The sequence below is a fragment of the Paenibacillus caseinilyticus genome (assembly GCF_027533645.1).
Classification (GTDB): domain Bacteria; phylum Bacillota; class Bacilli; order Paenibacillales; family NBRC-103111; genus Paenibacillus_G; species Paenibacillus_G caseinilyticus.
Genome location: NZ_JAQAGY010000003.1, coordinates 244,455 through 268,210, shown reverse-complemented (window position 1 = coordinate 268,210; position 23,756 = coordinate 244,455). Strand labels below are relative to the sequence as shown.

23 protein-coding genes and 1 pseudogene are annotated in these 23,756 nt (G+C 60.3%); 19 read left to right on the top strand and 5 right to left on the bottom strand.

All coding sequences use genetic code 11. The annotated features are described in order from the left end of the window. Nucleotides 1-98: 98 nt before the first annotated feature. The 10 genes from O9H32_RS06725 (at nt 99) to O9H32_RS06680 (ending at nt 8,111) form a co-directional block, all read left to right on the top strand. Nucleotides 99-446 (top strand): hypothetical protein, encoded by a 348-nt coding sequence (locus tag O9H32_RS06725; RefSeq protein WP_269865146.1) that lies wholly within the window; start codon nt 99-101, stop codon nt 444-446. Between the two features lie 278 nt (nt 447-724). Further along, the gene (locus O9H32_RS06720) at nt 725-2,212 is read left to right on the top strand and encodes a rhamnosyltransferase WsaF family glycosyltransferase (RefSeq protein ID WP_269865145.1); all 1,488 of its coding nucleotides are present in this window, start codon (nt 725-727) and stop codon (nt 2,210-2,212) included. 74 nt (nt 2,213-2,286) lie between these two features. Continuing rightward, the gene (locus tag O9H32_RS06715; protein WP_269865144.1) at nt 2,287-3,270 is read left to right on the top strand and encodes a CgeB family protein; all 984 of its coding nucleotides are present in this window, start codon (nt 2,287-2,289) and stop codon (nt 3,268-3,270) included. A gap of 202 nt (nt 3,271-3,472) precedes the next feature. Then, nucleotides 3,473-4,354, top strand: coding sequence for a glycosyltransferase family 2 protein (locus O9H32_RS06710; protein ID WP_269865143.1), 882 nt, complete (start codon nt 3,473-3,475; stop codon nt 4,352-4,354). Between the two features lie 6 nt (nt 4,355-4,360). After that, a complete protein-coding gene (locus O9H32_RS06705; protein WP_269865142.1) occupies nt 4,361-5,677 on the top strand; it encodes a glycosyltransferase family 2 protein in 1,317 nt (438 codons plus the stop codon). Next, nucleotides 5,677-6,405 (top strand): glycosyltransferase family 2 protein, encoded by a 729-nt coding sequence (locus O9H32_RS06700; protein ID WP_269865397.1) that lies wholly within the window; start codon nt 5,677-5,679, stop codon nt 6,403-6,405. The genes O9H32_RS06705 and O9H32_RS06700 overlap by 1 nt, the downstream gene beginning before the upstream one ends. Before the next feature lie 80 nt (nt 6,406-6,485). Next, nucleotides 6,486-6,776, top strand: a complete 291-nt coding sequence (locus O9H32_RS06695) for a nucleoside-diphosphate sugar epimerase (RefSeq protein ID WP_269865141.1) — start codon at nt 6,486-6,488, stop codon at nt 6,774-6,776. Between the two features lie 57 nt (nt 6,777-6,833). Next, entirely contained in the window at nt 6,834-7,181 is a 348-nt protein-coding gene (locus O9H32_RS06690; RefSeq protein ID WP_269865140.1) for a hypothetical protein, read from the top strand. Then, complete coding sequence (locus tag O9H32_RS06685; protein WP_269865139.1) at nt 7,178-7,450, top strand: hypothetical protein; 273 nt, start codon at nt 7,178-7,180, stop codon at nt 7,448-7,450. The genes O9H32_RS06690 and O9H32_RS06685 overlap by 4 nt, the downstream gene beginning before the upstream one ends. Nucleotides 7,451-7,649: 199 nt before the next feature. Then, nucleotides 7,650-8,111, top strand: coding sequence for a hypothetical protein (locus tag O9H32_RS06680; RefSeq protein WP_269865138.1), 462 nt, complete (start codon nt 7,650-7,652; stop codon nt 8,109-8,111). Between the two features lie 199 nt (nt 8,112-8,310). Here O9H32_RS06680 and O9H32_RS06675 read toward each other — a convergent pair whose 3' ends face one another. Together O9H32_RS06675 and O9H32_RS06670 are read right to left on the bottom strand one after the other, a co-directional pair. Next, on the bottom strand, nt 8,311-9,342 hold the full coding sequence (locus tag O9H32_RS06675) for a ketoacyl-ACP synthase III (protein WP_269865137.1): 1,032 nt from the start codon (nt 9,340-9,342) through the stop codon (nt 8,311-8,313). A gap of 241 nt (nt 9,343-9,583) precedes the next feature. Then, on the bottom strand, nt 9,584-11,356 hold the full coding sequence (locus O9H32_RS06670; RefSeq protein ID WP_269865136.1) for a diguanylate cyclase domain-containing protein: 1,773 nt from the start codon (nt 11,354-11,356) through the stop codon (nt 9,584-9,586). Between the two features lie 317 nt (nt 11,357-11,673). Between O9H32_RS06670 and O9H32_RS06665 the strand changes: the two genes are divergently transcribed. From O9H32_RS06665 to O9H32_RS06630, 8 genes are all read left to right on the top strand, one after another. Beyond that, nucleotides 11,674-12,504 (top strand): sensor histidine kinase, encoded by an 831-nt coding sequence (locus O9H32_RS06665; protein ID WP_269865135.1) that lies wholly within the window; start codon nt 11,674-11,676, stop codon nt 12,502-12,504. Beyond that, a complete protein-coding gene (locus O9H32_RS06660; RefSeq protein ID WP_269865134.1) occupies nt 12,501-13,172 on the top strand; it encodes a response regulator in 672 nt (223 codons plus the stop codon). The genes O9H32_RS06665 and O9H32_RS06660 overlap by 4 nt, the downstream gene beginning before the upstream one ends. A 92-nt stretch (nt 13,173-13,264) precedes the next feature. Continuing rightward, complete coding sequence (locus O9H32_RS06655) at nt 13,265-13,903, top strand: YcnI family copper-binding membrane protein (protein WP_269865133.1); 639 nt, start codon at nt 13,265-13,267, stop codon at nt 13,901-13,903. Between the two features lie 353 nt (nt 13,904-14,256). Next, nucleotides 14,257-15,033: a CAP domain-containing protein gene (locus O9H32_RS06650; RefSeq protein ID WP_269865131.1), complete on the top strand. Its 777-nt coding sequence runs from the start codon at nt 14,257-14,259 to the stop codon at nt 15,031-15,033. A 173-nt stretch (nt 15,034-15,206) separates the two neighbouring features. Next, nucleotides 15,207-15,680: a large-conductance mechanosensitive channel protein MscL gene (mscL, locus tag O9H32_RS06645; RefSeq protein WP_269865129.1), complete on the top strand. Its 474-nt coding sequence runs from the start codon at nt 15,207-15,209 to the stop codon at nt 15,678-15,680. Between the two features lie 199 nt (nt 15,681-15,879). Next, nucleotides 15,880-16,449 (top strand): class I SAM-dependent methyltransferase, encoded by a 570-nt coding sequence (locus O9H32_RS06640; RefSeq protein ID WP_269865128.1) that lies wholly within the window; start codon nt 15,880-15,882, stop codon nt 16,447-16,449. A gap of 181 nt (nt 16,450-16,630) precedes the next feature. Then, nucleotides 16,631-17,911, top strand: coding sequence for an ArsB/NhaD family transporter (locus O9H32_RS06635; RefSeq protein WP_269865127.1), 1,281 nt, complete (start codon nt 16,631-16,633; stop codon nt 17,909-17,911). 210 nt (nt 17,912-18,121) lie between these two features. Continuing rightward, nucleotides 18,122-18,343, top strand: coding sequence for a helix-turn-helix domain-containing protein (locus tag O9H32_RS06630; protein ID WP_013920180.1), 222 nt, complete (start codon nt 18,122-18,124; stop codon nt 18,341-18,343). A gap of 231 nt (nt 18,344-18,574) precedes the next feature. On the opposite strand, the gene O9H32_RS06625 is transcribed toward O9H32_RS06630, so the two are convergent. Then, the gene (locus tag O9H32_RS06625) at nt 18,575-18,787 is read right to left on the bottom strand and encodes a cold-inducible protein YdjO-related protein (protein WP_269865125.1); all 213 of its coding nucleotides are present in this window, start codon (nt 18,785-18,787) and stop codon (nt 18,575-18,577) included. A gap of 143 nt (nt 18,788-18,930) precedes the next feature. Further along, a pseudogene (locus O9H32_RS06620) lies at nt 18,931-20,472 on the bottom strand (catalase); the annotation flags it as partial. Between the two features lie 220 nt (nt 20,473-20,692). On the opposite strand from O9H32_RS06620, the gene O9H32_RS06615 reads away from it, so the two are divergent. Continuing rightward, nucleotides 20,693-21,805, top strand: a complete 1,113-nt coding sequence (locus O9H32_RS06615; RefSeq protein WP_269865123.1) for a hypothetical protein — start codon at nt 20,693-20,695, stop codon at nt 21,803-21,805. A 315-nt stretch (nt 21,806-22,120) separates the two neighbouring features. Here O9H32_RS06615 and O9H32_RS06610 read toward each other — a convergent pair whose 3' ends face one another. Beyond that, a complete protein-coding gene (locus O9H32_RS06610; RefSeq protein WP_269865122.1) occupies nt 22,121-23,452 on the bottom strand; it encodes an MFS transporter in 1,332 nt (443 codons plus the stop codon). Nucleotides 23,453-23,756: the final 304 nt, after the last annotated feature.

Below are 23,756 nucleotides of genomic sequence, written 5' to 3'. Positions count from 1 at the left end.
GTGCCCCCACCACGAAATAGGCTCCTGCCGTCCGAGCGTTTTTCCTGTTCCTGCATACGTTATAGTATGCAGACGGGCGCAGGCAAGGAGGAGCGGGAATGAAGAAGAGGAAGAAACGCGGCCGGAACCCGGGCGGGGCCAGGTCCCGCAAAGGCTTGAAGGCCAGACAGGGGGCCGGCCGGACGATGCGCAGAGCGCGGAAGCGTTCCGCAACGGCAACCAGGCGCAGGCCGCGAAGTTTGGCTGCCAAGGCCGGACGGCGGGGCAAAGGTGGACTGCGGCGCAGAAAGGCCGGTAAGGTCCGGAGAAGGACCGGGCGTAAGGGGAGCGGCTACACGGCGGCTTATAATAAGGCCTTCAATCTGGCGTATAACGAAGGCTTCGGCGAGGGCTACGCCCAAGGGCTGCAGGAAGGGGAGCAGCAGCTGCAGCTGCAGCCGGTGTGATTCCTTTTTTGGTGCAGGAACCGCTCCATGGCCGACAGGCCGGAGTGGCTCCTTTGCAGCCTGGCGCTCAAGTCTGGCGGGACAAGCTGCCAAGTACGCAGTGGCTATAGCAAAAGAGGGGCGAGGAAGGCGTAATAAGAGGTATGTTCGTCGCAGTCATCGTACGGAAGGGCGGGCCTCGGGCGCGCCCTTTTCGCGTTCTCTAGCCGAATGTCCGTATTTCTCATGGTTGGGTCGGAATACACTGGCAGGGAATTCATGAGCCAGGAGTGATGGTGATGAGAACAGTAAAGAGGCGTTCCGCCAAGAACGCTTCCCGTCCAGGAGTAAGGCGGGTGAGGGTCATAAGAAGGCAGCTGGCCGTCCGGCCCCGTTCCACAAGCAGGCTGAAACGGGTTACGGGAAAGCTCCTCAAGCTTCGTCCCCGGTTTCGTACCGTAGGCCAGTTGAAACAGGCAATCCGCAGAGAATTGCGCCTGCTGAATAAGCGCGGGCAGGGCGCAAGAGGCAAACGGAGACGGCTGAAGCGAAGCCGGCGGTGGCTGAATCCTTTGCGGCCGCAGCCCGCCGCACCTCCCGCAGTGCAAGAACCGGGACGCATCGTAGTCGAGCGTTACTTTGAGGATGCGGCCTACCATGCGCGTACGTATGATTATACGGCGGCGGAGCTGCAGGAGAGCATTAATCTCATGCAGCGGCTTACCCCGGGTGGAGAGTACCGCACGGCACTTTGGTTCATTCCGCACTTCATCTACGCCTTCTACGGCGGGATTCATACGATCTTCCGGTTTGCCGATTATTTGGCCCGCCGGCACGGAATCCGCAATTCGTTTGCGATCGTAGGCGTAGCTGAAGTAACGAACCAGCCCCAGCTGATTGCCGAAGCCTTCCCTCTTTTGGCGGACAGCAGTTTTTATGCCGTAGCCAATGAAGATTACACGCTCTCCCATATTCCTGCGCACGATATGGCCTTCTGCACGGCCTGGCAGACGGCGTATCCGCTGCTGAAGTTCAACAGAGTCCGGCAGAAGCTTTACTTTATGCAGGACTACGAACCGTACTTCTATCCGGCGGGAACCATCTTCGGTCTGGCGGAAGCAACATACCGCTTCGGTTTCAAGGCTGTCTGCAACACCATGGCGCTCAAAGAAAGCTATGACGAGTTCGGCGGACGGGCGATCGGCTTCACACCTGCTTTTGACCGGCGGATCTTCTATCCCGGGACGGCGCCCATCGGGGAGAAGGAACGGTACCGCATTGTGTTCTACGGCCGCCCCTTTGGGATCCGCAACTGCTTTGAGACCGGGATCGAGGCTCTGCGCCGGGTGAAGCAGCAGATGGGCGACCGGGTGGAGATCATTAGCGCCGGCGGGCCCTGGGATGTCGCCCAGTACGGGATGGAGGGCATCATCTCCAATCTGGAGCGGCTGCCTTATGAGCAGACGGGAGAGTTCTACCGCTCCTGCGACCTGGGTCTGTCGCTCATGATGACGCGGCATACGTCCTATCTGCCGATTGAGCTCATGGCCAGCGGCTGTCCTGTCGTAACCAACACGTCCCGTTGGAAAACATGGCTGCTCAAGGACAACGTCAACTGTCTGTTAACCGAGCCGACGGCCGCAAGTGTGGCGGACCGCGTGATCCAGGGGCTGACGGACCATGAACTGCGCAGACGGGTCGTTCAGGGAGCGCTCGAGACATCGAGGGTTCACCCGGAGTGGGATGGGGAGTTTGATAAAGTAATGAAGTTTATCGTTCATGACTAGGGTGGCCTGGGGGAGTCTGACAGCGGCCGTCCTGTCATGGGAGGGAGCTAATGCACATGCAGGAGAGGTCTACTGTGTGGAGAAAGCGTATCGGCCTGCTGCACTGCGGCATGGCCACCATCGACCATGGAGTGACTGCCGGGCTGATGAATATCGCTAAGGAAGTCTACGTGTTCGCGGATGCGTCGGAACTCGAGAGGTTCGTCGCAGCCTATCCTCTCGATCTCGTGCTCGTTCTGGATCGCCAGGAAGAGGCGCTGCTGAAGGCGATGCTGGCCCTTCGCGAGCGGGGGATTCCTACGGCGGTGTGGTTTTTTGACTCGCCCTACCGGATTGATCTGGATATCCAGATCGCTCCTCATTTCGAGTACGTCTTCACGGTGGACAGCAGCTGTCCACCGGTTCTGCAGCGTCATGGCTGCGCCCGTTCGTACTATATGCCGCTGGCAGCCGGCAGGAATCTATTCTATCCGCAAGCGGTCTCCGAGCGGTACCGCTCCGATATCTTGTTCATCGGCACGGCCTATTCTGTACGGCTGGAGATCGTCGATGAAATGGCTCCGTATCTCGCGGGCAAGAAGACGGCGATCTCCGGATGGGGATGGGACCGGCTGAAGCAGTATGGATTGCTGGCATCCTCCATCCGCCAGGATACTCTGAGAATCCCGTCCTGGTTGAGCCCCGGGGAAACGAACGCCTACTATAACGGTGCGGCAGTCTGCCTGAATTTTCACCGGAGCACAGAACACGAACCGCTCAATGCGGCAAGAGTTCCCCCGCTGTCGATCAACAACCGGATCTTCGAGATGAGCGCGTGCGGAGCTTTTGTCATGACGGACTGGCGCAGTGATCTGCCCCGCAGTTATGTGCCGGGCAAGGAGATCGAAACCTTCAGCTCGACAGACGAGCTGAAGGAGAAGCTCGATTACTACCTGGAGCATGAAGAGCACCGGCGCCGGATTGCCCTGGCCGGGATGCAGCGGACGCTTCGCTTCCACACGTACGAAGTTCGTCTGTCCGAACTGCTGCAAGTTGTGTTTGAGGGGAGAGCGGAGTGACGGCAGCGCCCCTCCGTCAAGGGGCGGGTCTCGTCCGCTCCTCGACCCCGAACGGGAAGGTTAGTTGAAGAGGGGCGAAGTAGGACAAGCCGGCACACGACTTTTGGAGGAAGCTGTGCTTCAGCCTTAACCCCTTCCTGCGGGCGAGCATAGGATAGAGCACAGGAAGATCCGTCAGGCCGACGGGAAGGGGGAGGAACGGATGAAACGGAGACCGGTGAAACGGAAAGCGGTGAGACGGAAGCCGATGAAGCGGAGACCGATGCATCGACGAACGGCGGGGCGGCGAGATCCTTCGGGGAGCAGGGCCGCGCATCGGAGTCTCGTCCGGCCGGCGTCACCGCTGGCGAGGGTCTCCGTCATCATTCCGGTGATGAACGAAGGCTCTACCCTGCCGGCACTCCTCCGCGAGGTGAAGAAGCTGAAGCCGTCGCTCCTCGAGATTCTTGTGGTTGTCAACGGATCGACCGATGGTTCGCGGGAGATCGCCGAGCGTGCGGGAGCCCGGGTATTCTTCTACGAAGAAGCGCTTGGGCATGATGTAGGCCGAAGCATCGGGGCCCGGCATGCGGCAGGGGATATCCTGCTCTTCCTTGACGCGGACATGGTGCTCACTGCCCGGCAGCTGAGGCCCTTCATCCGCGCGGTGGGCAGCGGCACGGATGTCGCGCTCAATGCCTATCTGGGCCCCCTGCGCAGGAGGCACACACATCCGGTGGTGCTGGCTAAGCATGCGCTGAATCTGGCTCTGGGCCGGCCGGACCTGCGGGGGGCTTCCCTGACGACGGTACCGCATGCCCTCTCTCGCAGGGCCTTGGAAGCGGTCGGCGCCGAAGCGCTGGCGGTTCCCCCCAAGGCGCAGGCGATGGCCGTGCACCACGGCCTGCGCGTGGAACCTGCAGCGCTGGTGCCGGTAGGGAAGCTGAACCGCCTGCGGGGCAGACGCGGCGCCGCCGAGGGGCAGGACGAGGTGGGCCGGCTCATCGTGGGCGACCATTTGGAAGCGGTAGCCTGGCTTACGGAGGCGACCGATATGCGCGGCGGGTTCACCGACCTGAACCGGATGCGACATGCAGTGAGGTGATGGACGATGGAATGGGTGCGGGTCAGTGCTAAGCAAACGGGCAGGCGGCTGCGCGGACCGGTGGACGGTGCAGCGATGTCCGCAAGGCCGGAGGCTGCGGGCCGCAGCGTCATCCGGCAAGAAGCGGGAACCCGCCGGAAGCGGGTGAAAGTGAAGCGGCGGGCTGCCGTGTCGGCAGCGCACGGACGGCGCCGCCGCGCGAAGCGGGCCGTGCCGTCCGGCCGGCCCAAAGCATCCCGGACGGGGACCGCAGCCGGCAGGCGCCCGCGGCGCCGGACTGCCGCGCCGGCGTCCCCGCTGCTGAAGCGTCCCCCGCGGCAGCTGCGCATGGGCAGCCGGGCGGATGGGCCTAGCAGACGCTGGGGCGAGCAGGATGCGGCCGGGAGTATGGGGCTTGCGGAGCCGGAGCTGCGGCAGCGGCTGAATGCCTGCTGGGCAGCCCGGGTGAGGCAGCTGGGACTGGCGGACAGCGGCGCCCAAGCGCTCGGTGCGCGTTACCATAGCATGGCCAGGAGCTACCTGGTTGGCTATTTCCGTGCGCTGGGCCGCAGGGCGCCCGATTGGGTGCCGCTGCCGACACCGAAGTCGGTCGCGGTGATCATCACGGCCAAGAACGAAGCGGATACGATCAGCCGGGTGCTCGCAGAGGTGAACAGGCTGATGGTGTCGGAGACGTATGTCATCGTGAACGGGTCGACGGACGGCAGCGCGGCCCGGGCTCGTCACGCTTCGCAGGCGGTGGTTGTATCCTGTCCGGAAGCACTTGGGCATGATGTGGGGCGGTCGCTTGGAGCGAAGCTGGCACGGGCTGACATACTACTGTTCCTGGATGGGGACATTCCCGTCCCTGCGGAGGAACTCGTTTCGTTCGTGTGGGGGGTGGAGAGTGGTCTGGATGTCGCCTTGAATGACATCACTCCGTATCTGGGCAGCTTCCCCCGGCAGGATGGGGTGAGCGTGATGAAGCAGTTCCTCAATCTGGGACTGAACCGGCCGGAGCTGGCCGCTAGTTCACTTACCGCGATCCCGCATGCGCTCTCCCGCCGGACGGTGGAGACGCTGGGGGCGGGGGCGCTGTCCGTTCCGCCGAAGGCGCAAGCCCTTGCGATCCTGTCCGGACTGAAGGTCGCGGCTGCCGGCCGGGTGAATGTGATCCGAGGCAACAAGCGGCGCCGGACCAACCGGGGCAGGTCTTCGCCGGTCGCCGGGCTCATCCTAGGGGATCACATCGAAGCGCTCCGTCGTGCCGGGGATACTGCCGGTGTCCGCTTGTTCTATGAAGATACCCTACGCAAACGAGACTACGCAGGAGGTGGGGAATGATGCAAAGCGTCAGCATCATCATTCCGAATTACAATGGGGCGCCCCTGCTCGATGCCTGCCTGCAGTCCATCTCCCGGCATGTGCAGCTTCCTCATGAGACGATTGTCGTCGACAACGGATCGAATGACGATTCGCTCGGGCTCTGTATCCGCAGTGGCGTGAAGCTTATTTCGCTGCCCGACAACCGGGGGTTCCCCGCGGCGTGCAATCTTGGTATGCGGCTGGCCTCGGGGGATGCACTGCTTCTGCTCAACAACGATACCCAGGTGACCCGGGGCGGGATCGACAATCTGATGCGGTGCTTGTATGGAAGCGAGGATACGGGGATTGTAGGGCCCATGAGCAACTATGCGAGTGGAAAGCAGCAGATGAAGGAGACCTTCACGACCATCGATGAGACGGCGGAGCGAATGAACCGGCCGGACAGCCGTAAATGGCGGGACACCCTTCGGGTCGTCGGCCTGTGCTTTCTGTTCCGGCGGGAGCTTATGGAGCGGATCGGTGAGCTTGACGAGCAGTTTTCCCCAGGCCACTTCGAGGACGACGACTATTGCTATCGTGCCCGGCAGGCGGGCTATAAGCTCAAAATCGCAGGGGATGCTTTTGTCTATCACCAAGGCAGCGCCAGCTTCAAACGGGAGCGGGAGGAGAAGGTACAGTCCCTTCTGCGGACCAACCGGGAGAAATTCATCCGGAAGTGGAACGCGGATCCCCATGATTTTATCTGAATTGGGCTGATATTCGCGGGACTTTGCGGCAAAGAATCGCATATGTTGGCGGGAGAGGCAGTTCAATGAGGAGGTGCTCCATGCACAAGCAGGTAACCCAGATTGTCAAACACATGGCCTCCTCCCAGCAGGAGATGGCCAATATTCTCGAAGCGAAGCGTCATGTGGCCGTACGTATGGCCCAGCTGACCCATAGTATTCCGCCGCAGAATCCGGGATTCGAGGGGATTGAAGCGCTGACAGAGCATTCGTTGGGCGTAGCCAAGAATCTGGCCGCTTATCTCAGTTCACTGGCGGAATTGGAGGAGGCTCTGGCGGAACATATAGCGGTAATAACGAAGCTCGTGGAGATTCCGGAGGATGAAGAGTAGATATGATCTTCAACCGGGCGGCTGCCGGGTGAGTACCTGGGAAATGAGGGGTAGAACGTGAGCAGAAAAGACAGTTACTATCATATGCTGCAGTCGGCATCGAAATTTCAGTATAACATCTCGCTGATCCTGGAGGCCAAAGCCGTTGAAGCGGCGCGTTCGTGCCAGTGGCTGTGCGGGCATCTCTCGGAGGAGCACTTCCGGGATCACGGGGAACAGGTGAAGACGACCATTGAGGTGCATGAACAGATTCTTGAAGTTATCGATTCCATGACGAAGATGGAGCAGGCGCTGGCCCGCCACATGCAATTACTGCTTGCCGGCCAGGAAGATGGAGGCGGCCAAGGACTGGGCGGAGGCGGCGACGGCGACTTCTTCTCCTACGGGGGAGACGACTCCAAATGAACTGGACCGAGGAAGAGAACAAGGTGAAGCTGCATCTTCTTCATTCTCTGGCCCGAAGCCAGAGGGCTCTGGCGCGCATGCTGGAGAGCATGGCGCAAGTGGTGGATACCTCGCCGGCGACGGCAAGCGAGCTGTCTGCTGCGGTCCGGACCATGGCCGGGTACCAACGGGCACTGGCGGTTAAGATGGTCGGACTGCGCATCCGCAAAACGAGGCGCGGCGTGCCGGGTGCGCCTTGGCTCAGCAGACGTGTGCGGTTCAAGAGGTGAGGAGGGCCTGGTGGGCACCGGGACGATTTTTTATAGAATCGTCCTCTTCAGGCTGTTCCCTCTCGCAGCGGATGTCCGCTGCAGGACTATTTTTTCTCAAGGACAAGCCATACCGGTAGCAAGGATGCGGCTGGGCGAATATCCTGGTTAGGTAGGGCAGGAGCATCGTTCCTGCCAAGGGGAAAGGGGAGAAGGCCGCATGAAGACGTATTCGCTGGAGGCTTCGAGCCGTCTGGCCACCGCCATGAAGCTGCAATACCGGGATGTGCTCCGTTTTTTTGAGAGTCTGCAGTGGAGTCTCAACCATATTGCAGGTTCGATTCGCATTTATTCCGCCCTGGGGAAGCTGGCTCCCGGGGAAGCGGAGGCCGAAGAGCTGGAGAGGCTGCTGCTGCAGGCCAGGGGGCATTTTGCTATGGTCCGCGGGCTGTATGTGGAGCTGAAAGGGGTGGAGCCGGAGATCGAGCCGTCCGAATCCCATGCCGTCTCGTACCGGGAGGGTCTGCGCGAGGCGATCGGCATGGAGCGGGAAGCGGTCAGGCAGTTCCGCGATACGTACCTGCTTACGCCAAGCCCCAGGGTCAGAGATGTATTCTTCTTGGCCATGAGCGATGGAGTGGACCGTCTGGCTGCGCTATTCCTGCTGAAGCAGGAGGCGTGAGGCGCTGCGCAGACACCCGTGCGAGCTTTTGATGAAGAGGGTACTTAGAAGAACAAAGATGACTCCCAGCCGCTGGTCGCTGCAGGAGTCATCTTGGGGTTGCCCGGCATAACGCCGGAATCCTGCCGGGTTCCGCCCGATGCTGCCCTGTTGTACACGGGCCGGCTTTTGGGTGGAGCTGCAGCAGGCAGGCCGTGATTTACGGCCGGGCCTGCAGTTCCTGCCACCGGAGCAGCAGCCCGCCGTACACGAGGCCGCCGCCGAAGCCGAAGAGAAGCAGCTTGTCGCCTTCCTTGAACTTGCCGCTGCGTACGCCCAGGTCCAGCGCCAGCGGGATGGTCGCCGCCGAAGTATTGCCGTAATCCTCGATGGTGTGCAGTGTCCGCTCCAGCGGGATGCCGAGCTTCTCGCAGACGGATTCGATGATGCGCAGATTCGCGCTGTGGGGGACGAACCAGTCCACCTCATCGGCGGACAAGCCCGCCGCCTCGAGCAGCTCGGCCGAAGCCCGGGGGACCGTCTGCACCGCGAACCGGTACACCTCCCGGCCGTTCTGCACGAGCTTCCCGCCAGGAGGGAGCGGCTGGCCGTTCCAGCTTTCCGCCGTCACGGCGCGGTACAGGTGCGGGGCGCCCCGGCCGTCGGTGCCCAGGGTATAGGCCATCAGCGAGCTCTGCGCCTGCTCCGATTCGTCCCGCTCCAGCAGGACGGCTCCCGCGGCGTCGCCGAACAGGATGCACGTGGAGCGGTCGGTATAGTCCGTGATCTTCGAGAGCGCATCGGCGCCGATGATCAGGGCTTTGCGGTGCAGCCCCGAGGCGATCAGGCCGGAGGCGGTATGCAGCCCGTGTACGAAGCCGGCGCAGGCGGCGCTGATGTCGTAGGCCAAGGTGGCCGAGATCCCGAAGTGGGCCTGCACCAAGCACGCCGTAGCGGGGAACGCGAAGTCGGGCGTGCTGGTCGCGACGATCAACAGATCGACATCGTCCAGGGCTGCGCCGTAACGGTCGACGAGGTTCTGCACCGCCTGGATCGCAAGCCCGCTCGTCGTCTCTTCCGGTGCGCTGATCCGGCGCTCCCGGATGCCGGTGCGCTGGACGATCCATTCGTCGTTCGTCTCGACCATTCGCTCCAAGTCGGCGTTGGTCAGGCGGCGTTCGGGCGTATAGCTGCCGATGGCCGTAATCCGCGGCCGGTAAGGGGCGGCAGCGGGAAATATACCGGTGGACATAAGATCACCTCTAACCATAGGATGGTGAATCGGACAATCTGTATTAATGACCTGAATATAGTACCTGGTACTAAAATAAAAATACATCATGCGGCGTCCCCTGTCAATCCCCCTGCTGCCCAATGGTCGCCTCTTGCTTCCGGCTGGATTACCAAGGGGGCCGCAGCCCGCAGCCCAGGAGGCACCAAGTGCCTCCCTCGCATTTTCTTCTTCCTGTCCGGGAAAGGGACAGTTCCGCTTCTCACGCCTCCGGCAGCGGATCGTACAGCACATACCGGTTCTTGCCCTGCGTCTTCGCGCGGTACATAGCGATATCCGCATACTTCATCAGCGACTGGACGTCTTCCCCGTGATAAGGGTAGAGGGCGATGCCGACGGAAGTGGTGACGCTCACGGCGTGGCCTTCGATGTCGAAGGGGGAGCCGAAGATTTGCAGCACCTTGTCCGCGACCACTTTGGCATCCGACAGATCGGAGAGCTCGGGGAGAATCATCGTGAATTCGTCCCCGCCCATCCGGGCGACGGTATCCCCCTTGCGCACGGAGTCGGTCAACCGCGAGGCGACAACCTGCAGCAGTCCGTCGCCGATATCGTGGCCCAGCGTGTCGTTCACCTGCTTGAACCCGTCGAGGTCGAGGAAACAGACCGCGAGCCTCTCGTTGTTGCGCCGGGCCTGGATCAGGGCCAGGTTAAGCCGGTCAGTGAACAGGATCCGGTTCGGCAGGGAAGTCAGTGCGTCATGGTAAGCCTGGAATTTGATCTGCTCCTCGTATTCCTTGCGGCGCGTGATATCCTCGACCATCCCGACGAAGAACTCCGGTTCGTCATATACGCCGCGGACCAGCGAGACGATCGAGTTGCCCCAGACGAGCCGGCCTTCCTTGTTGAAATACCGTTTCTCGACAGAATAATTTTTGCGTTTGCCTTCGAGCAGCTCCTTCATCAGGAGCTCGTCCTTCGTTATGTCTTCAGGGTGCGTTAGGTCAGGGATATGCCGGCTCTGCAGTTCCTCCTCGCTGAATCCGAGCATATGCTGGAACGCCTGATTCGCTTCGATCGGCTTGCTGGCAAGGTCGATCCGGGCAATCCCGACCGCGGCGAATTCGAATACGGTCCGGAAGATCCGCTCCTGCTGCACGATCCGGTAATAGAGGCTGCGGAACTCGTACAGCAGCGTGCCGAGGACGAGCGAAGCGGACAGGATGCTGTTCAGGCGGGCGACGTACCATCCGATACTGTAGCGGCTGCCGGAGAACAGGGTGAGCGTGACGTCGAGCAGCATGGCGAGCACGGCTACGGTCAACCACAGGTTCACCACGGTCCGACCCCTGTGCATAAGCAGCAGGGAGAGGAAGCAGGCCAGATTGAGGAGCCATACGATGGGGCCGACGCCCGAGGTGATCAGGATGCGGAAGTTATCCTTCTGGATGATCGTAGGCAGGTGCTCTGTGCCGTACAGGGCCAGCAGGGTCAGCCCTGCGATCAGGAGGGCTACGCCGAGAAGGGCCAGGGGCATCAGAAGGCGGACTGCCTTCTGCCCCAGCTGCACCTGTCCATACCACCGGTCGGAGGCCGCATAGCCCATGACGATCAGAGGGTAGCCGCTGTGCCAGAACACCCAGAACCAGGTCGCTGTCTGCGTCGTGGCACCGAGCAGCCCCTTCTCGGAGAAGACGCCGGGAAAGGTGAGGATATGCGGGATGGTGATCAGGCCCGTGAAGAGATAAGCGCAGGCCAGCACGAGCAGCGGAAGCGAGCGGGTCACCACGAACTCGCTGAGTATCAGGTACCCGGTCACCAGCTCGCAGAAGAAGACCGCCGCGATGAAGGCGGGCAGGAACGGCTGGACCGCGAGTGCTGCGGTCCGCGCATGCGGCAGGGTGAAGGCGACGACGCCCGCCAAGAGGACGCAGAGGCCAAGGGCGATCGTTCTCTGCCGCTTCGTCGAAGCATAGTTGGTGATGGAGAGGGCGCGGTCCTGCTGCGCCCGGAACGGCTGGGCCGTATTATTCATAAGAGAGCTCCTTTGGCAGCGGTGATGAGGGACAAGGCGATGTACAGAGAATCCTGTCCGGATGGGGATCATGCTTTATCGTACTTGACATATGTTAGAAAAGTACTAGCTCTGCCCATTTTTATGACTGACTCGTAAGGGGGCTGACCTGGGGTGTATAATGAAGGGCATAGCCCGGACACCCGTACTTTTGCCGCAGGCAGAGATCGGCGAATGACGATAGTCTGCCCGTCCGGCACGGGAGCGATGCGGCCGCGGCCCGGAGAGAAAGGCGCGGAGTGAAGGCCGCTCAGTATAACGGAAAGTGTGATGCCAACATGTCGATGAAAATGTTGAAGGTGCTTACGATTCTACTGCCCCCGCTGCTGATCGGCGGCTTCGAATATGTACGGCACGATTATTTGCTGGAGAGCTTGTCGATGGAAGTGGGCAATGTGTACATTACGCTCTTGACCCTGCTGCTCTCCTACTTGTTCGCCACCTGGATGTTCCGCCGGATCGAGGCGATGAATCTGCGGCTGGCCCGGGAACAGTCCCGGCATGCGGTATACGAGGAGCGGGAGAGGCTGGCGCGCGAGCTGCACGACAACATCGCCCAGACCCTGTTCTTCCTGAACGTGCAGCTGAAGAAAGGGCAGCTCGAAGAAGCCCGTTCGGCCGTGTCGGAGATCGACCACCATCTGCGGCAGGCGATCTTCAACCTGCGGACGCTGCCGGAGGAGAGCGCTACCTTCGTGGCCCGGCTGCAGACCTGGCTGGAGGAGTGGAGCGTGCTCACCGGCATCGGGGTCGAGCACCGCATCGATATGGAGGGCGGCGCCCTGCCCCCTGCGGCGGAAGTCCCGCTGTTCTCCATCATCCGCGAGGCCTTCACGAACATCCGGAAGCATTCGCTCGCCGACCACGCTTCGCTGGAGCTGGTCAGCGGGGAAGAGGGCAGTTCCGGCTGGCATCTGCGCATTGCGGATAACGGTCTGGGCCTGGCGCCCGGGGCCGCGGACAAGGCGGGACGCTACGGCCTCCGGCTCATACGCAAGCAGGCCCGGGAGCTGGGAGCGGATTGTGTCATGAGCGGAGAGGACGGCGAAGGCCTTACGATTACCCTGACCGGCCGGAGGAGAGAGCGTATGGAGGGGGAGAGACGATGAATTACCGAGTACTAGTGGCAGATGACCATCCGTTGTCCCGGCGGGCGATACGCCAGCTGCTCGAAGGGGAACCGGGCTTCGAATGGATTGGGGAAGCGGAAGGCGGAGAAGAGGCAGTGCAGGCCTGCGGCACGCTGCTGCCGGACCTCGTGCTCATGGATCTTCAGATGCCCGGCATGAACGGACTGGAGGCGACGAAGCGGATCAAGGCGCTCCACCCCCACATCCGGGTGGTGATCCTCACGGTATCCGATGATGTCGCGGATCTCTTCACGGCCGTGCGCTGCGGAGCCCAAGGGTATCTTCTGAAGAATATGGACCCCGACGAGTGGATGGCTTATCTCCGCGGGCTGCTGGGTGACGAGAGCGAAGTCTCACGCGGACTGGCCGACCGCTTGTTCCACTCGTTCCGCCCGGCACAGGTGCCCGCGCAGGGAGATCCGGCGCCCTCCGTCCTGTCGGCCCGCGAACGGGAGATTGCCGGCTGTGTCGCGAGCGGACAGAGCAACCGGCAGATCGGCCTGACGCTGGTGATCAGCGAGCATACGGTCAAGAACCACATCAAGAACATCCTGGCGAAGCTGTCGCTTGAGAACCGGGTGCAGCTGACCGCCTATGCGGTTAGGCACGGGCTGACACAGATCGGTCATACTTCCCCCGGAGAATAGCCCGGTCGAGTCATTTTCTTCTTCGCGCATTTACAGTACAGTTACTTTGGATAAGATGAGCGTGAAGAGAGAACATGAGGGGGAAGACCACGATGAATCGAATGAAGAGCGCGCTTGCGGCGGGACTGCTGATGACCCTGCTCGGGGGAAGTATCGCCAGCGCCCATGTGACGGTATTTCCGAAAGAAACGATACAGGGGACGTACGAGAAGTTCGCGGTGCGCGTGCCTACAGAAAAAGACGTGCCTACAGTGAAGGTGGAAGTCCGCTTTCCGCTGGATGCCGTGACAGTATCCCGCTTCGAGCCGAAACCGGGCTGGACTTATGAAGTCAAGCGCGACGCGGACAAGAAGATCACCGGCGTCGTCTGGACCGCCAGCGGTGAAGGCCTCGGCCCGACCGAGTTCGGCGAGTTCTATATGTCCGGCAAGGTGGCGGACAATGCGGCCGCGATCTCGTGGAAAGCTTACCAGACCTACAAGGACGGCAGCGTCGTCGAGTGGACGGGTGCCGAAGGCGCCGACAAGCCGGCTTCGGTGACGAAAGTGAACGCCAAGCCGGCAGGCGCCGCGGCGGACAGCCACGGCAATGCGACCGCTCCGGCCGCAGCAGCCGCCGGAGCACAGCCGGCTGCGGGGGCGCCTTCGCAGACCCCGCTCTATCTGTCGGTCCTGGCCGTGGTGCTCGGCGCCGCATCGCTGCTCGTATCCTTGATGCGCCGCAAGGGATAATGCGCATCCGCTCTTGTGGGCTCCCGCTTCGGCACGCTTGTGCCGGACTGGGGGCTTTTTGGATAGATTATAAACTTTCGGGGTGGAGCTTGTTTTCCACCCTGTTTTTGTTCTGGGTAAGGTAGGAACCAAGCAGAGAGTAGAGTAGAAAGGGAATGGGTATGGGGTGGCCCCCTTCTCAGAAATTTTGATAAAAAGGGGAAGTGCGGGGGAAGATGGAAGTAGCCGTTTCGGACGCGCCTTTGCCCTGCCCGCAAACGCAGCCTCCGTCCCTTCGGGCGCCGGAAACGGAGCATCCCGGAGCCGGGCGGCGGACTATCCATCTTGACCTATGTACAGGGAGGTTTCTAACCATGTTTCAACAGCTGCACAAGAAGAAAACGGCGTTCCTGCTTGCTCTGTGCCTGATCATCGGCGTGACGGCATCCGGCACGGTCTTCGCCTTCGGACGGGGCTCTCAAGGCCCGGACGTCTATGCGGTACAGGGGATGCTGAAGTCGCTGGGCTATTTCTCCGGTACGATTACCGGTACATACGGCCCGGTTACCGAGAACGGCGTGAAGCTGTTCCAGAAGGCCTACGGACTTCCGGTGACGGGTGCGGTCGACAATGATACGCTTCAGTCCATCCTGTGGGCTTACGGCAATCTCAAGATTCCGAAGAAGCCTGCCCCAGCACCGGCGCCAACACCTGCACCGACGCCAACACCAACACCTGCCCCGGCGCCTCAGCCATCCGGCTACCAGCTCACGAGCGAGGAACAGCAGATGGTGACGCTGGTCAACCAAGCCAGAGCTGCAGCAGGCCTGCCGGCACTCTCCGTCGATCTGCCGCTGTCCAAGGTGGCCCGTCTGAAGAGCCAGGATATGGTGAATAACAATTATTTCTCCCACCAATCGCCTACTTACGGTTCGCCGTTCGATATGATGAAGAAGTTCGGCATCACGTACCGGACCGCCGGCGAGAACATCGCCTGCAACCAAGGCGTGGAAGCGGCGCATACGGCGCTGATGAACTCCCCGGGCCACCGGGCGAATATTCTGAATAAGGACTTCACGCATATCGGCATCGGGATCGTGAACGGAGGTCCGTGCGGCAAAATGTTCACGCAGCAGTTCATCGGCAAGTAAGCGGAAGGTGCGCAAGGTCGATCCCCGGGGCGGAGGCTTCGGGGATTTTTATGCTGGGATGCAGGGAGGCAGCCGTGGAGAAACGGGTGACGTTTACCCTTGTCCCCTCCGTGTTGTACAATAGAAGATACTTCTTAGGGAATGACTGGAAATGTGAAGGGAGAAAACGTTTCATGGCGTCTAAGTTTATTAAGGAATTCAAAGAGTTCGCGATCAAGGGGAATATGATCGAGCTGGCGATCGGGGTAATTATCGGAGGCGCCTTCGGCAAAGTGGTGACTTCGATCGTGAACGACCTCGTCATGCCGCCCATCGGGCTGCTGCTCGGGAAGGTCAATTTCAAAGACCTGTATATTGCATTGAACGGGGCGCATTATCCTACCTTGGCAGAGGCACAAACCAACAAAATAACCACGTTAAACTACGGCTTGTTCATCAGTACCATGCTCGACTTCCTCATTGTAGCGTTCGTCATCTTCATCGCGGTGAAGCAGCTCAACCGGCTGCGGCGCAAAGAGGAAGCGAAGCCCGATCCGAAAGGAAACATCAAGGAATGCCCCGAGTGCCTGTCCGACATTCCGCGCAAGGCCACCCGCTGCAAATACTGTACGGCCCAGCTCGAATCCATGAGCGTTGAGAGAGGCTGATCCGTTTCGTAGACAGCATGAGTTCCTGCCTTCAGACCTAACCATACGAGGCGGCAGGACCGTACCCCAGGGGCGCGGTTCTGTCCGGTTCCGGCGTCAGCAGTCCCCCTCGCTTAAGAAAATATTCAGGAAATTCCCGCTTCTATCTAAAGAAAGATTGGGTAACCTAGTAATAATTGAGTGAGGAGGAACGGTTCGTATGAATTTGAGCGCTATCGTCCAGGAGAAGCTGGTCTTTTTACATAAATTCATTCAATCTCCCAAGGAAGTGGGCAGCGTCATGCCGAGCTCCAAGTATCTCGCGCAGGCGATGACCCGTTCGCTCGATTGGGATAAGACCCGGCACGTGGCGGAGCTTGGCGCCGGAACGGGCGCCCTGACGAAGTATATCGAGCAGGCGGCCGGCCGGGAGGCCAAGGTCATGCTCTTCGAGAGGGAGCCTGCGCTGCGCAGCCAGCTCAAGGAGCGGTTCCCGTCGTTCACTTGCCACCCGGATGCCTGCCTGATCCAGGAGGCCATGTCCCGCGAGGGGGTGGAGGGGCTCGACGCGATAATCAGCGGCCTGCCGTTCTTCAACTTCCCGCCGCAGCTTAGGGCGAGGCTGCTCAGGGAGATTGTGGATTCCCTGAGGCCGGGCGGCAGCTTCATCGCTTTCCAGTACTCCCTGCAGATGCGCTCCCTGCTCACCCGGGCATTCGAGATCGAGGCGATCCGCTTCGTTCCGCTGAACGTGCCGCCTGCCTTCGTCTACGTCTGCCGCAAAAAATAATTCGGCCCGCTTGAAACCTTGGGCGAGCCGGAGCGTAGTACCTTGTACAATCCCATACTGTTTTTATTGGAGGAGCCTGTCACCCCGGCCTTGCTGCGTCTTTTTGCAGCAGCCGGCGGGGCAGGCTTTTTTTGTCTGCAGGGGATACTGATTACATTAACTTTAACTAAGGGAGGCTGTTATGGAACAACAAGCATACGCGGCAATCGTGATCTTCTTGCTGATCTACGCGCTCATCATCTCCGAGAAGATCCACCGGACCATCGTGGCCATGCTCGGGGCCGTCCTCATGATCGTCTTCGGGATCGTCACGCAGGAGACGGCACTGCACCATATCGACTTTAACACGCTCGGCCTGCTTATCGGCATGATGATCCTGGTAGGGATTACAGCCGAGACCGGCTTGTTCGCCTACATCGCCGTCATCGCCGCACAGAAGGCGGGCGGGAATCCCGTGCGGATTATGATCTACCTGGTGCTGCTTACCGCGGTCTGTTCCGCTTTTCTGGACAACGTGACGACCGTCCTGCTCATGGTGCCTGTCACCTTCAGTATCGCCCGGCAGCTGCAGGTGAACCCGCTGCCATATCTTATCACGCAGATTATGGCCTCTAACGTAGGCGGCACCGCCACGCTGATCGGCGATCCGCCCAATATCATGATAGGGAGCGCCGTCGAAGAATTATCTTTCATGGACTTCATCTATAACCTGGCGCCCATCTCGGCCCTCATCCTGCTCGTATACCTTCCGATCTTCGTGGTTCTCTTCCGCCGGTCGCTGGTTACCACCCCCGAGCGGATGAGGATGGTCATGGCGGTGGAGGCCGCCCCGCTGATTACGGACCGGAAGCTGCTGCGGCTCTCTCTTGTCTTCCTGGGGCTGACGATCCTCGGCTTCTTCCTGCACCAGCTGCTGCATCTGGAGTCGGCCACGGTGGCGCTCGCGGGCGCGTTCGGGCTGCTGCTCTTCACCGGCGAACACAAGATGGAGAAGGCTCTCGAGAAAGTCGAGTGGACGACGATCTTCTTCTTCGTCGGGCTGTTCGTTCTGGTCTCCGGGCTCGTCGACACCGGCGTGGTCGCCAGCATGGCCGAGCAGGCGATGCTGCTGACCGGCGGGGATCCGGTGGCGACCTCGATGCTGATCCTGTGGCTGAGCGCCATCGCCTCGGCCTTCCTCGACAACATCCCCTTCGTAGCGACCATGATTCCGATGATCCAGGAGATGGGCGTCCGGGGCATGGATAACCTGGAGCCGCTGTGGTGGAGTTTGGCGCTCGGCGCCTGCCTCGGCGGCAACGGTACCTTGATCGGCGCCAGTGCCAATCTGATTGTAGCGGGGATCGCGGGCAAAGAAGGGCATCCGGTGAAGTTCCTCACCTACATGAAATACGGTCTTCCGCTGATGCTGCTGTCGATCGTGCTCTCCACCGGTTATATCTATCTGCGTTATCTGCTCTAAAAGCAAGAGGAGCGGGTCCATGGGACCTGCTCCTTTTTGCTGCGAAAGCGTCTGCACCGGCCGCAGGACAGCGGCGGAGACAAAATTCCGCAGGGACCGCCCATTTTATCCGTATGGACGCACCACCGCATTCCTCTTTTCATAAACTGGATTTGACTGTATCCCTAGACCTTGTAATGATACAAAAACCCAGGCAAGGAGGGGTGACACTTGGGCAGCGATCACAAGAGCAAGTTCTTACTCACAAGCCGCGAACGCGAAGTTTTTGAACTGTTGGTGCAGGACAAAACGACGAAGGATATCGCGCAGCAGCTTTTTATCAGCGAGAAAACCGTGCGTAACCATATTTCTAACGTGATGCAAAAGCTGAACGTAAAGGGCCGTTCGCAGGCTGTAGTCGAGCTTATCAAGCTTGGGGAACTGCAGATCTGACCACGCACACCGTAAACCACAACAAGCCTTTTTCGGCGCCCTCCCTTCCGGGAAGCGTTCGAAAAAGGCTCTTTGGTTTGTGGTTGGCGGGCCCGGAGCGCTCTCACCCGGGTATAGAGTGCTGCACGGCGGGCCCGGCGGTCATGAATACGGGCAGGCTCAGATCCGCCGGCTCCAAGAGGAGAGCCGTCAGAACCTGCCCGGGATTACGGTGACCCCGCTGCGGTTACGTTACTTCGATGCTTTTTTTCTGGGTTTCTTGGCCTTGGCTACCGCCGGCAGATGCTTGTAGCTCCGGATCGTCGGTCCCTTGCAGATCGGGCATTCCGGGTATTCGGCTGCGGCGAACTCTTCACGGACCCATGCCTTGCAGTCCGCATTCTTGCATTTCCATATGACGGTTGGTTTTAGTTCAGGTTTTGTTTCTTCCTGCTGCACGTCCATAAGGCACACCTCCTTGCAAAGCGGTCTTTATTGTAACCATTTTGGGCTCCCGCATGCAAGAGTTTCTTTGTCTGGCGGTGGTCGGTGAAGCGTGCCCGCGGACGCGGCAGGGGAAGGCCGGGTGGAGCGGGGACGGGCGGAGCTTAGTAGCCGTCCGTCCCTTTGCCCGCATTCTTGGCGGTTGCGGCGCCTTCCTGGGAGGAGACGGAACCGAGGTGGGGCGAGCTCGCCAGATGAGCTGCGACGCCTTCCGATACCCGCCTGCCATAGTCGGCGTCGGCCTGCGTGAAGTGGGAGATCATGCGCTCGCGGATCTCCGGACGGCATACGCTGAGGTCCGCCGCCAGATTCGCGATGAGCTCGTCGCGCTCCCAGTCCTCGAACTTGCGGTACGTGTCGCCAGCCTGGCCGAAGTCGTTCGTGCGCTCGAGCTTGGCCCGGACGAGCCTCGCGTTGTACGCCGGTTCATGCTCCTTGCCGGATGGCGCCGCTTCCTTCAGCCCGCCGATCGTCGACGGCTCGTAGTTGACATGCGGGCTTTGGCCCGGGGCCCGGTCGACGATGAAGGCCATCTGCCCGTCGCGCTGGTTCGTCGCTACCCGCGTCTTCGGCGCGTTGATCGGCAGCTGCAGGTAATTCGTTCCCACACGGTGCCGCTGGGTATCCGAATACGAGAAGGTGCGGCCCTGGAGCAGCTTGTCGTCGGAGAAGTCCAGCCCGTCGACGAGCACGCCGGTGCCGAAGGCAGCCTGTTCGACTTCGGCGAAGTAGTTCTCCGGATTTTTGTTCAGCACCATCTTGCCGACCTTCAAGAACGGGAATTTCTCGTGATCCCACAGCTTCGTCGGATCGAGCGGATCGAAGTCAAGTTCCGGGTGCTCGTCGTCGCTGAGGATCTGCACACAGAGCTCCCACTCCGGGTAGTCGCCGCGCTGGATCGCTTCATACAAGTCCTGTGTAGCATGGCTCGTATTCTTGGCTTGGATGGCCTGGGCTTCCTTCTGGGTCAGGTTCTTGATCCCCTGCCCCAGCGGCTCCCAGTGATACTTCACGAGTACGGCTTCGCCGTCCTTATTGACCCACTTGTATGTATTGACGCCGGAGCCCTGCATCTGGCGGTAGTTCGCCGGGATGCCCCAAGGAGAGTATACGAAGGTGACCATGTGCGTCGCCTCGGGGGAGTTCGAGACGAAGTCGAAGAACCGTTCGGGATTCGCCAGGTTCGTCACCGGATCGGGGCGGAACGCATGGACCATGTCCGGGAATTTCAGGGGATCGCGGATGAAGAACACCTTGAGGTTGTTGCCGACGAGATCCCAGTTCCCGTCCTCGGTATAGAACTTGACCGCAAAGCCGCGAGGGTCGCGGAACGTCTCGGGCGAGTGCCCGCCGTGGACCACGGAAGAGAACCGCACGAAGAGCGGGGTGCGTTTGCCCTTCTCCTGGAACAGCTTGGCCCGGGTATACTTCGATGCCGGCTCGTCGCCTACGCTGCCGTAAGCTTCGAAGTAGCCATGCGCTCCGGCTCCGCGGGCGTGAACTACGCGCTCGGGAATGCGCTCGCGGTCGAAGTGCGAGATTTTCTCGATGAAGTGGTAATTCTCGAGCGTGGACGGACCGCGGCTGCCCACCGTGCGGATATTCTGGTTATCCGTAATGGGATGGCCCTGCCGGTTGGTCAGCGTCATGTCTTGGTCTTGGTTGTTATTCGGTGTCATGGATCGTGTGCCTCCTGTCGTATCGTGGACTTACCCATTTTTTGCCGGAGGAAGGCAATTTATGCACGGGAGTGAAGGATTGGGGTGGTGGAAGCAGCGAAGGGAGATTTCTTGAATCGCTGGCAAGTATGGAGTATACTGGAATTATAATTACCAATTATTTCTATTCATAACGAAGGAGCTGCTCATGAAAAAAACAGGAACCATGGCCGCCCTCTTGTCGCTGCAGCTGCTGTTCGGGACGAGCGCACTGGCCGAGACAGCGGAGTTCACGAATGGGGACGCGGCGAACTGGGATCTTCCCGCCCAAGGGAAGCTGGAGTCGAAGCGGATGGATGAAGGATATCTGACGGTGGACACTTCCGTGGAGTGGACCAAGGAGAAGCTGCGTGAGAGGGAGAAGAATAAAGAAGTATTCACTTACGTGCCGGCCTTGAAGATGACGGCGGATGTGGAGAATGAGCTGAAGAGCGCCGTCCTGGCGACGACGCTGCCGGGTGCCAAATTCGATCTGATCCCCGCGGGAGACAAGCAGGGCGAAGCTGTGCGGGTGACCGTAACCGGGGCGGTGGATCTGCTCGGAGGCAAGCCTTACCGGTTCTATTCGGCCTGGCGCAAGGCCGGCACGGGCGACCCGTCGCTAGCGTTAAGTTCGCAGGTCCGGTATACCAGCTATATGCCGGGGTCGAAGCTCACGGATCTGCCGGCGACGGACGACCGGCTCAGCACGCTGAAGTGGAGCGGGGCGGAGAAGGCCTCATGGAAAACGAAGATTCCGCTGGACCCCGACGCGCTGCCCTTCTTCCCGGTCTGGTACGAGTCCGTGGAGAATATCCTGCCGGTGAAGGGCGATTATCTGCGGATCAACTCCCGCGAAGCGCTAGACTTGTATAAGACCGGGCAGAGCCGGAAGCTGAAGGAGGCTTCGGATTCGCAGAAGTACCATTTTGCCATTACGGCGAAGGCGGATAGGTCCCTGCTGGATTCGGAGCTGAGATCGGAATCGCTTGATGAGCTCGGCGTCCAGATTACCCAGTATTATGCCGAAAGCTACAAAGAGAAGAAGACCGACGAGCGTACGACCTACAGCTGGTTCCAGACCGATAAGGATCTCATCCGGAAGATTCTGGGGGAGAAGCAGAGGGAGAACTTCTTCATCACCGAGCTGGAGGGCATCGCTACCGGCGAAGCGCTGAAGAAGATCAGCGAGTGGGACTGGGTCGATTTCGTTGAGATCGAAGAGAAAGGCTATCGTCCGACCGGCGTCTTCTGGCTGAATCAGAAGGCAGAGAGCCAGTAGGACGGCCGGAACATCCCGGCGCCCCCCAAAGAACAGCCTTCCCGGGGTCTAACGGGAAGGCTGTTTGCCGTTTATTCCCGGGGGGAGGGACCAGGATGCGCGGCATGGCTTGTTCACTCCTCTTCCTTGTGTATCAGCATATGCATGCCGGACTTGGAGGGAATGGGGGCTGGAGGGAGTGAAGCGCATATTTTGCTAGATTGCGGCAGCTGCTAGAATCGGTATAACAGGGGCTATCCTCACTCTTCCTAACATGGGATCGCATGCCGCCGGCCCAGGCCTGCTTGCTGCTCCGGGGCCGCCTGTTATCCGGCGTTACGAGGACCGCTTCGGCCCGTAAGGGACCCGCAGGTGAAACAGCAGGCCGATCATGACGAGCACGAGCAGTGAACCCAGTGCGATGCGGCTGGCGATGTTCCCGTACCCGGCCAGGGCCCAGGTGACGGAGCCGTAGAGCAGGGGACCGACAATGGAGGATACCTTGCCGGAGAAGGCGAAGAGGCCGAAGAATTGGCCGCGTTTGTCCGGCGGGCTCAGCTCTACGATCATCGTCCGGGAGGCGACCCACATCGCTCCCATAGCTACGCCGTATAGACTTCCCGCCGCCCAGAATACGGCTTCGCTGAAGGCCAGCGAAGCCAGCGCGATGGCGGCGATCATGACCAGCGCCACGAGGCTGACGGACCGTTTGGACCCGAGGCTCCGGGTGACGTAGCCGAACGCGAACGAGCCGATAATACTGGAGACTGTGGAGACGAGGTAGAGCAGGATGAATTGCTTGGCCGTGAATCCGATCACGGTCGTAGCATAGACGCCCATCACGGTAATGGCGGTAGCCACCGCGTCGTTGAAGAAGAAGTAAGCGATCATGAACAGGAACAGGGGCCGGTAGTCCCTGGCTTCCCTGAACGTCGCTGCGATCTCCCGGTAGCCGCTGAAGAAGGAAGGCTTCGGTCCCGGAGCGGACTCCGGGCGGGGCTCCTTGTACCATAGGAAGATCGGCAGCGAGAAGAGCAGAAAGAGCAGGGCGCTCGGGAGGAAGGAACGGTGGTATAGGTTCTCGCCGACGAGCGGGTAGACGCACAGGCCCACCAGGGTGCCGATATAGCCGGTCGCTACACCGAAGCCCGAGATCAGCGGAATTTCGCGTTCCCGGCCCAGATCCGAGATCATGGCATCGTAGAAGACGAGGCACGAATTGTACGTGAATTTCGCGATCATGAACAGAAGCAGCACGGCGGCCAGAGGAAGGGGCAGCCCGGCGATCGTACGGTCCGTCTGCCAATACCCTGCAGCCGCCCCCATCAAGGCGGTAGAGACGACACAGGCAAGCGTGAATGGGACGAGGTAGGCTTTCTTGCGGCCGGTCCGGTCGATCCAAACGCCGTAGAGGGGAGAGAGCAGAACCAGGAACACGCTTGAAAGCGCATTCGTATACGTGATGAACGTGCCCGCAATCTGGTTCGCGGTTTCGCTCCCGCCGATCGTGTCTTTGAGATAGAACGGAAAAAAGATCGTAATGATATTGCTGGCGAAGATCGTATTGGCAAAATCGTACAGCGCCCAGGCCAGGATGGGCAGCGACAGATACAGAGCGGCTCCACGGCGGGGCCTGCCGGAAGGGGCGGAGACTCGGGAAGGCTGCATGAGCGGCATCGTTCCTTTCTGCGGTGGTAGTCAAGGGTTCACATGCCGGGAAGTTCGTTTGCTTAAGAAGAGATTCCCTCCTCTGTACCTCGCATATTCGATACGGGCTTCCCAAATCCTGCCTCTTCATCCTTAATTCTAAAATAGAAGATGAGCTCTCTCCGGGTACGCTTTACGGAAAGTCAGCATTCATTGGGCCGCGCATGCTGAGGCATGCGGACATTCCGGCCGAACAGCCTCCGAAGTATATTCTGGGATAAACGGGGGAAGGAGCAGGAATGGCCCTTTTTCTTGCGGAGAGGAC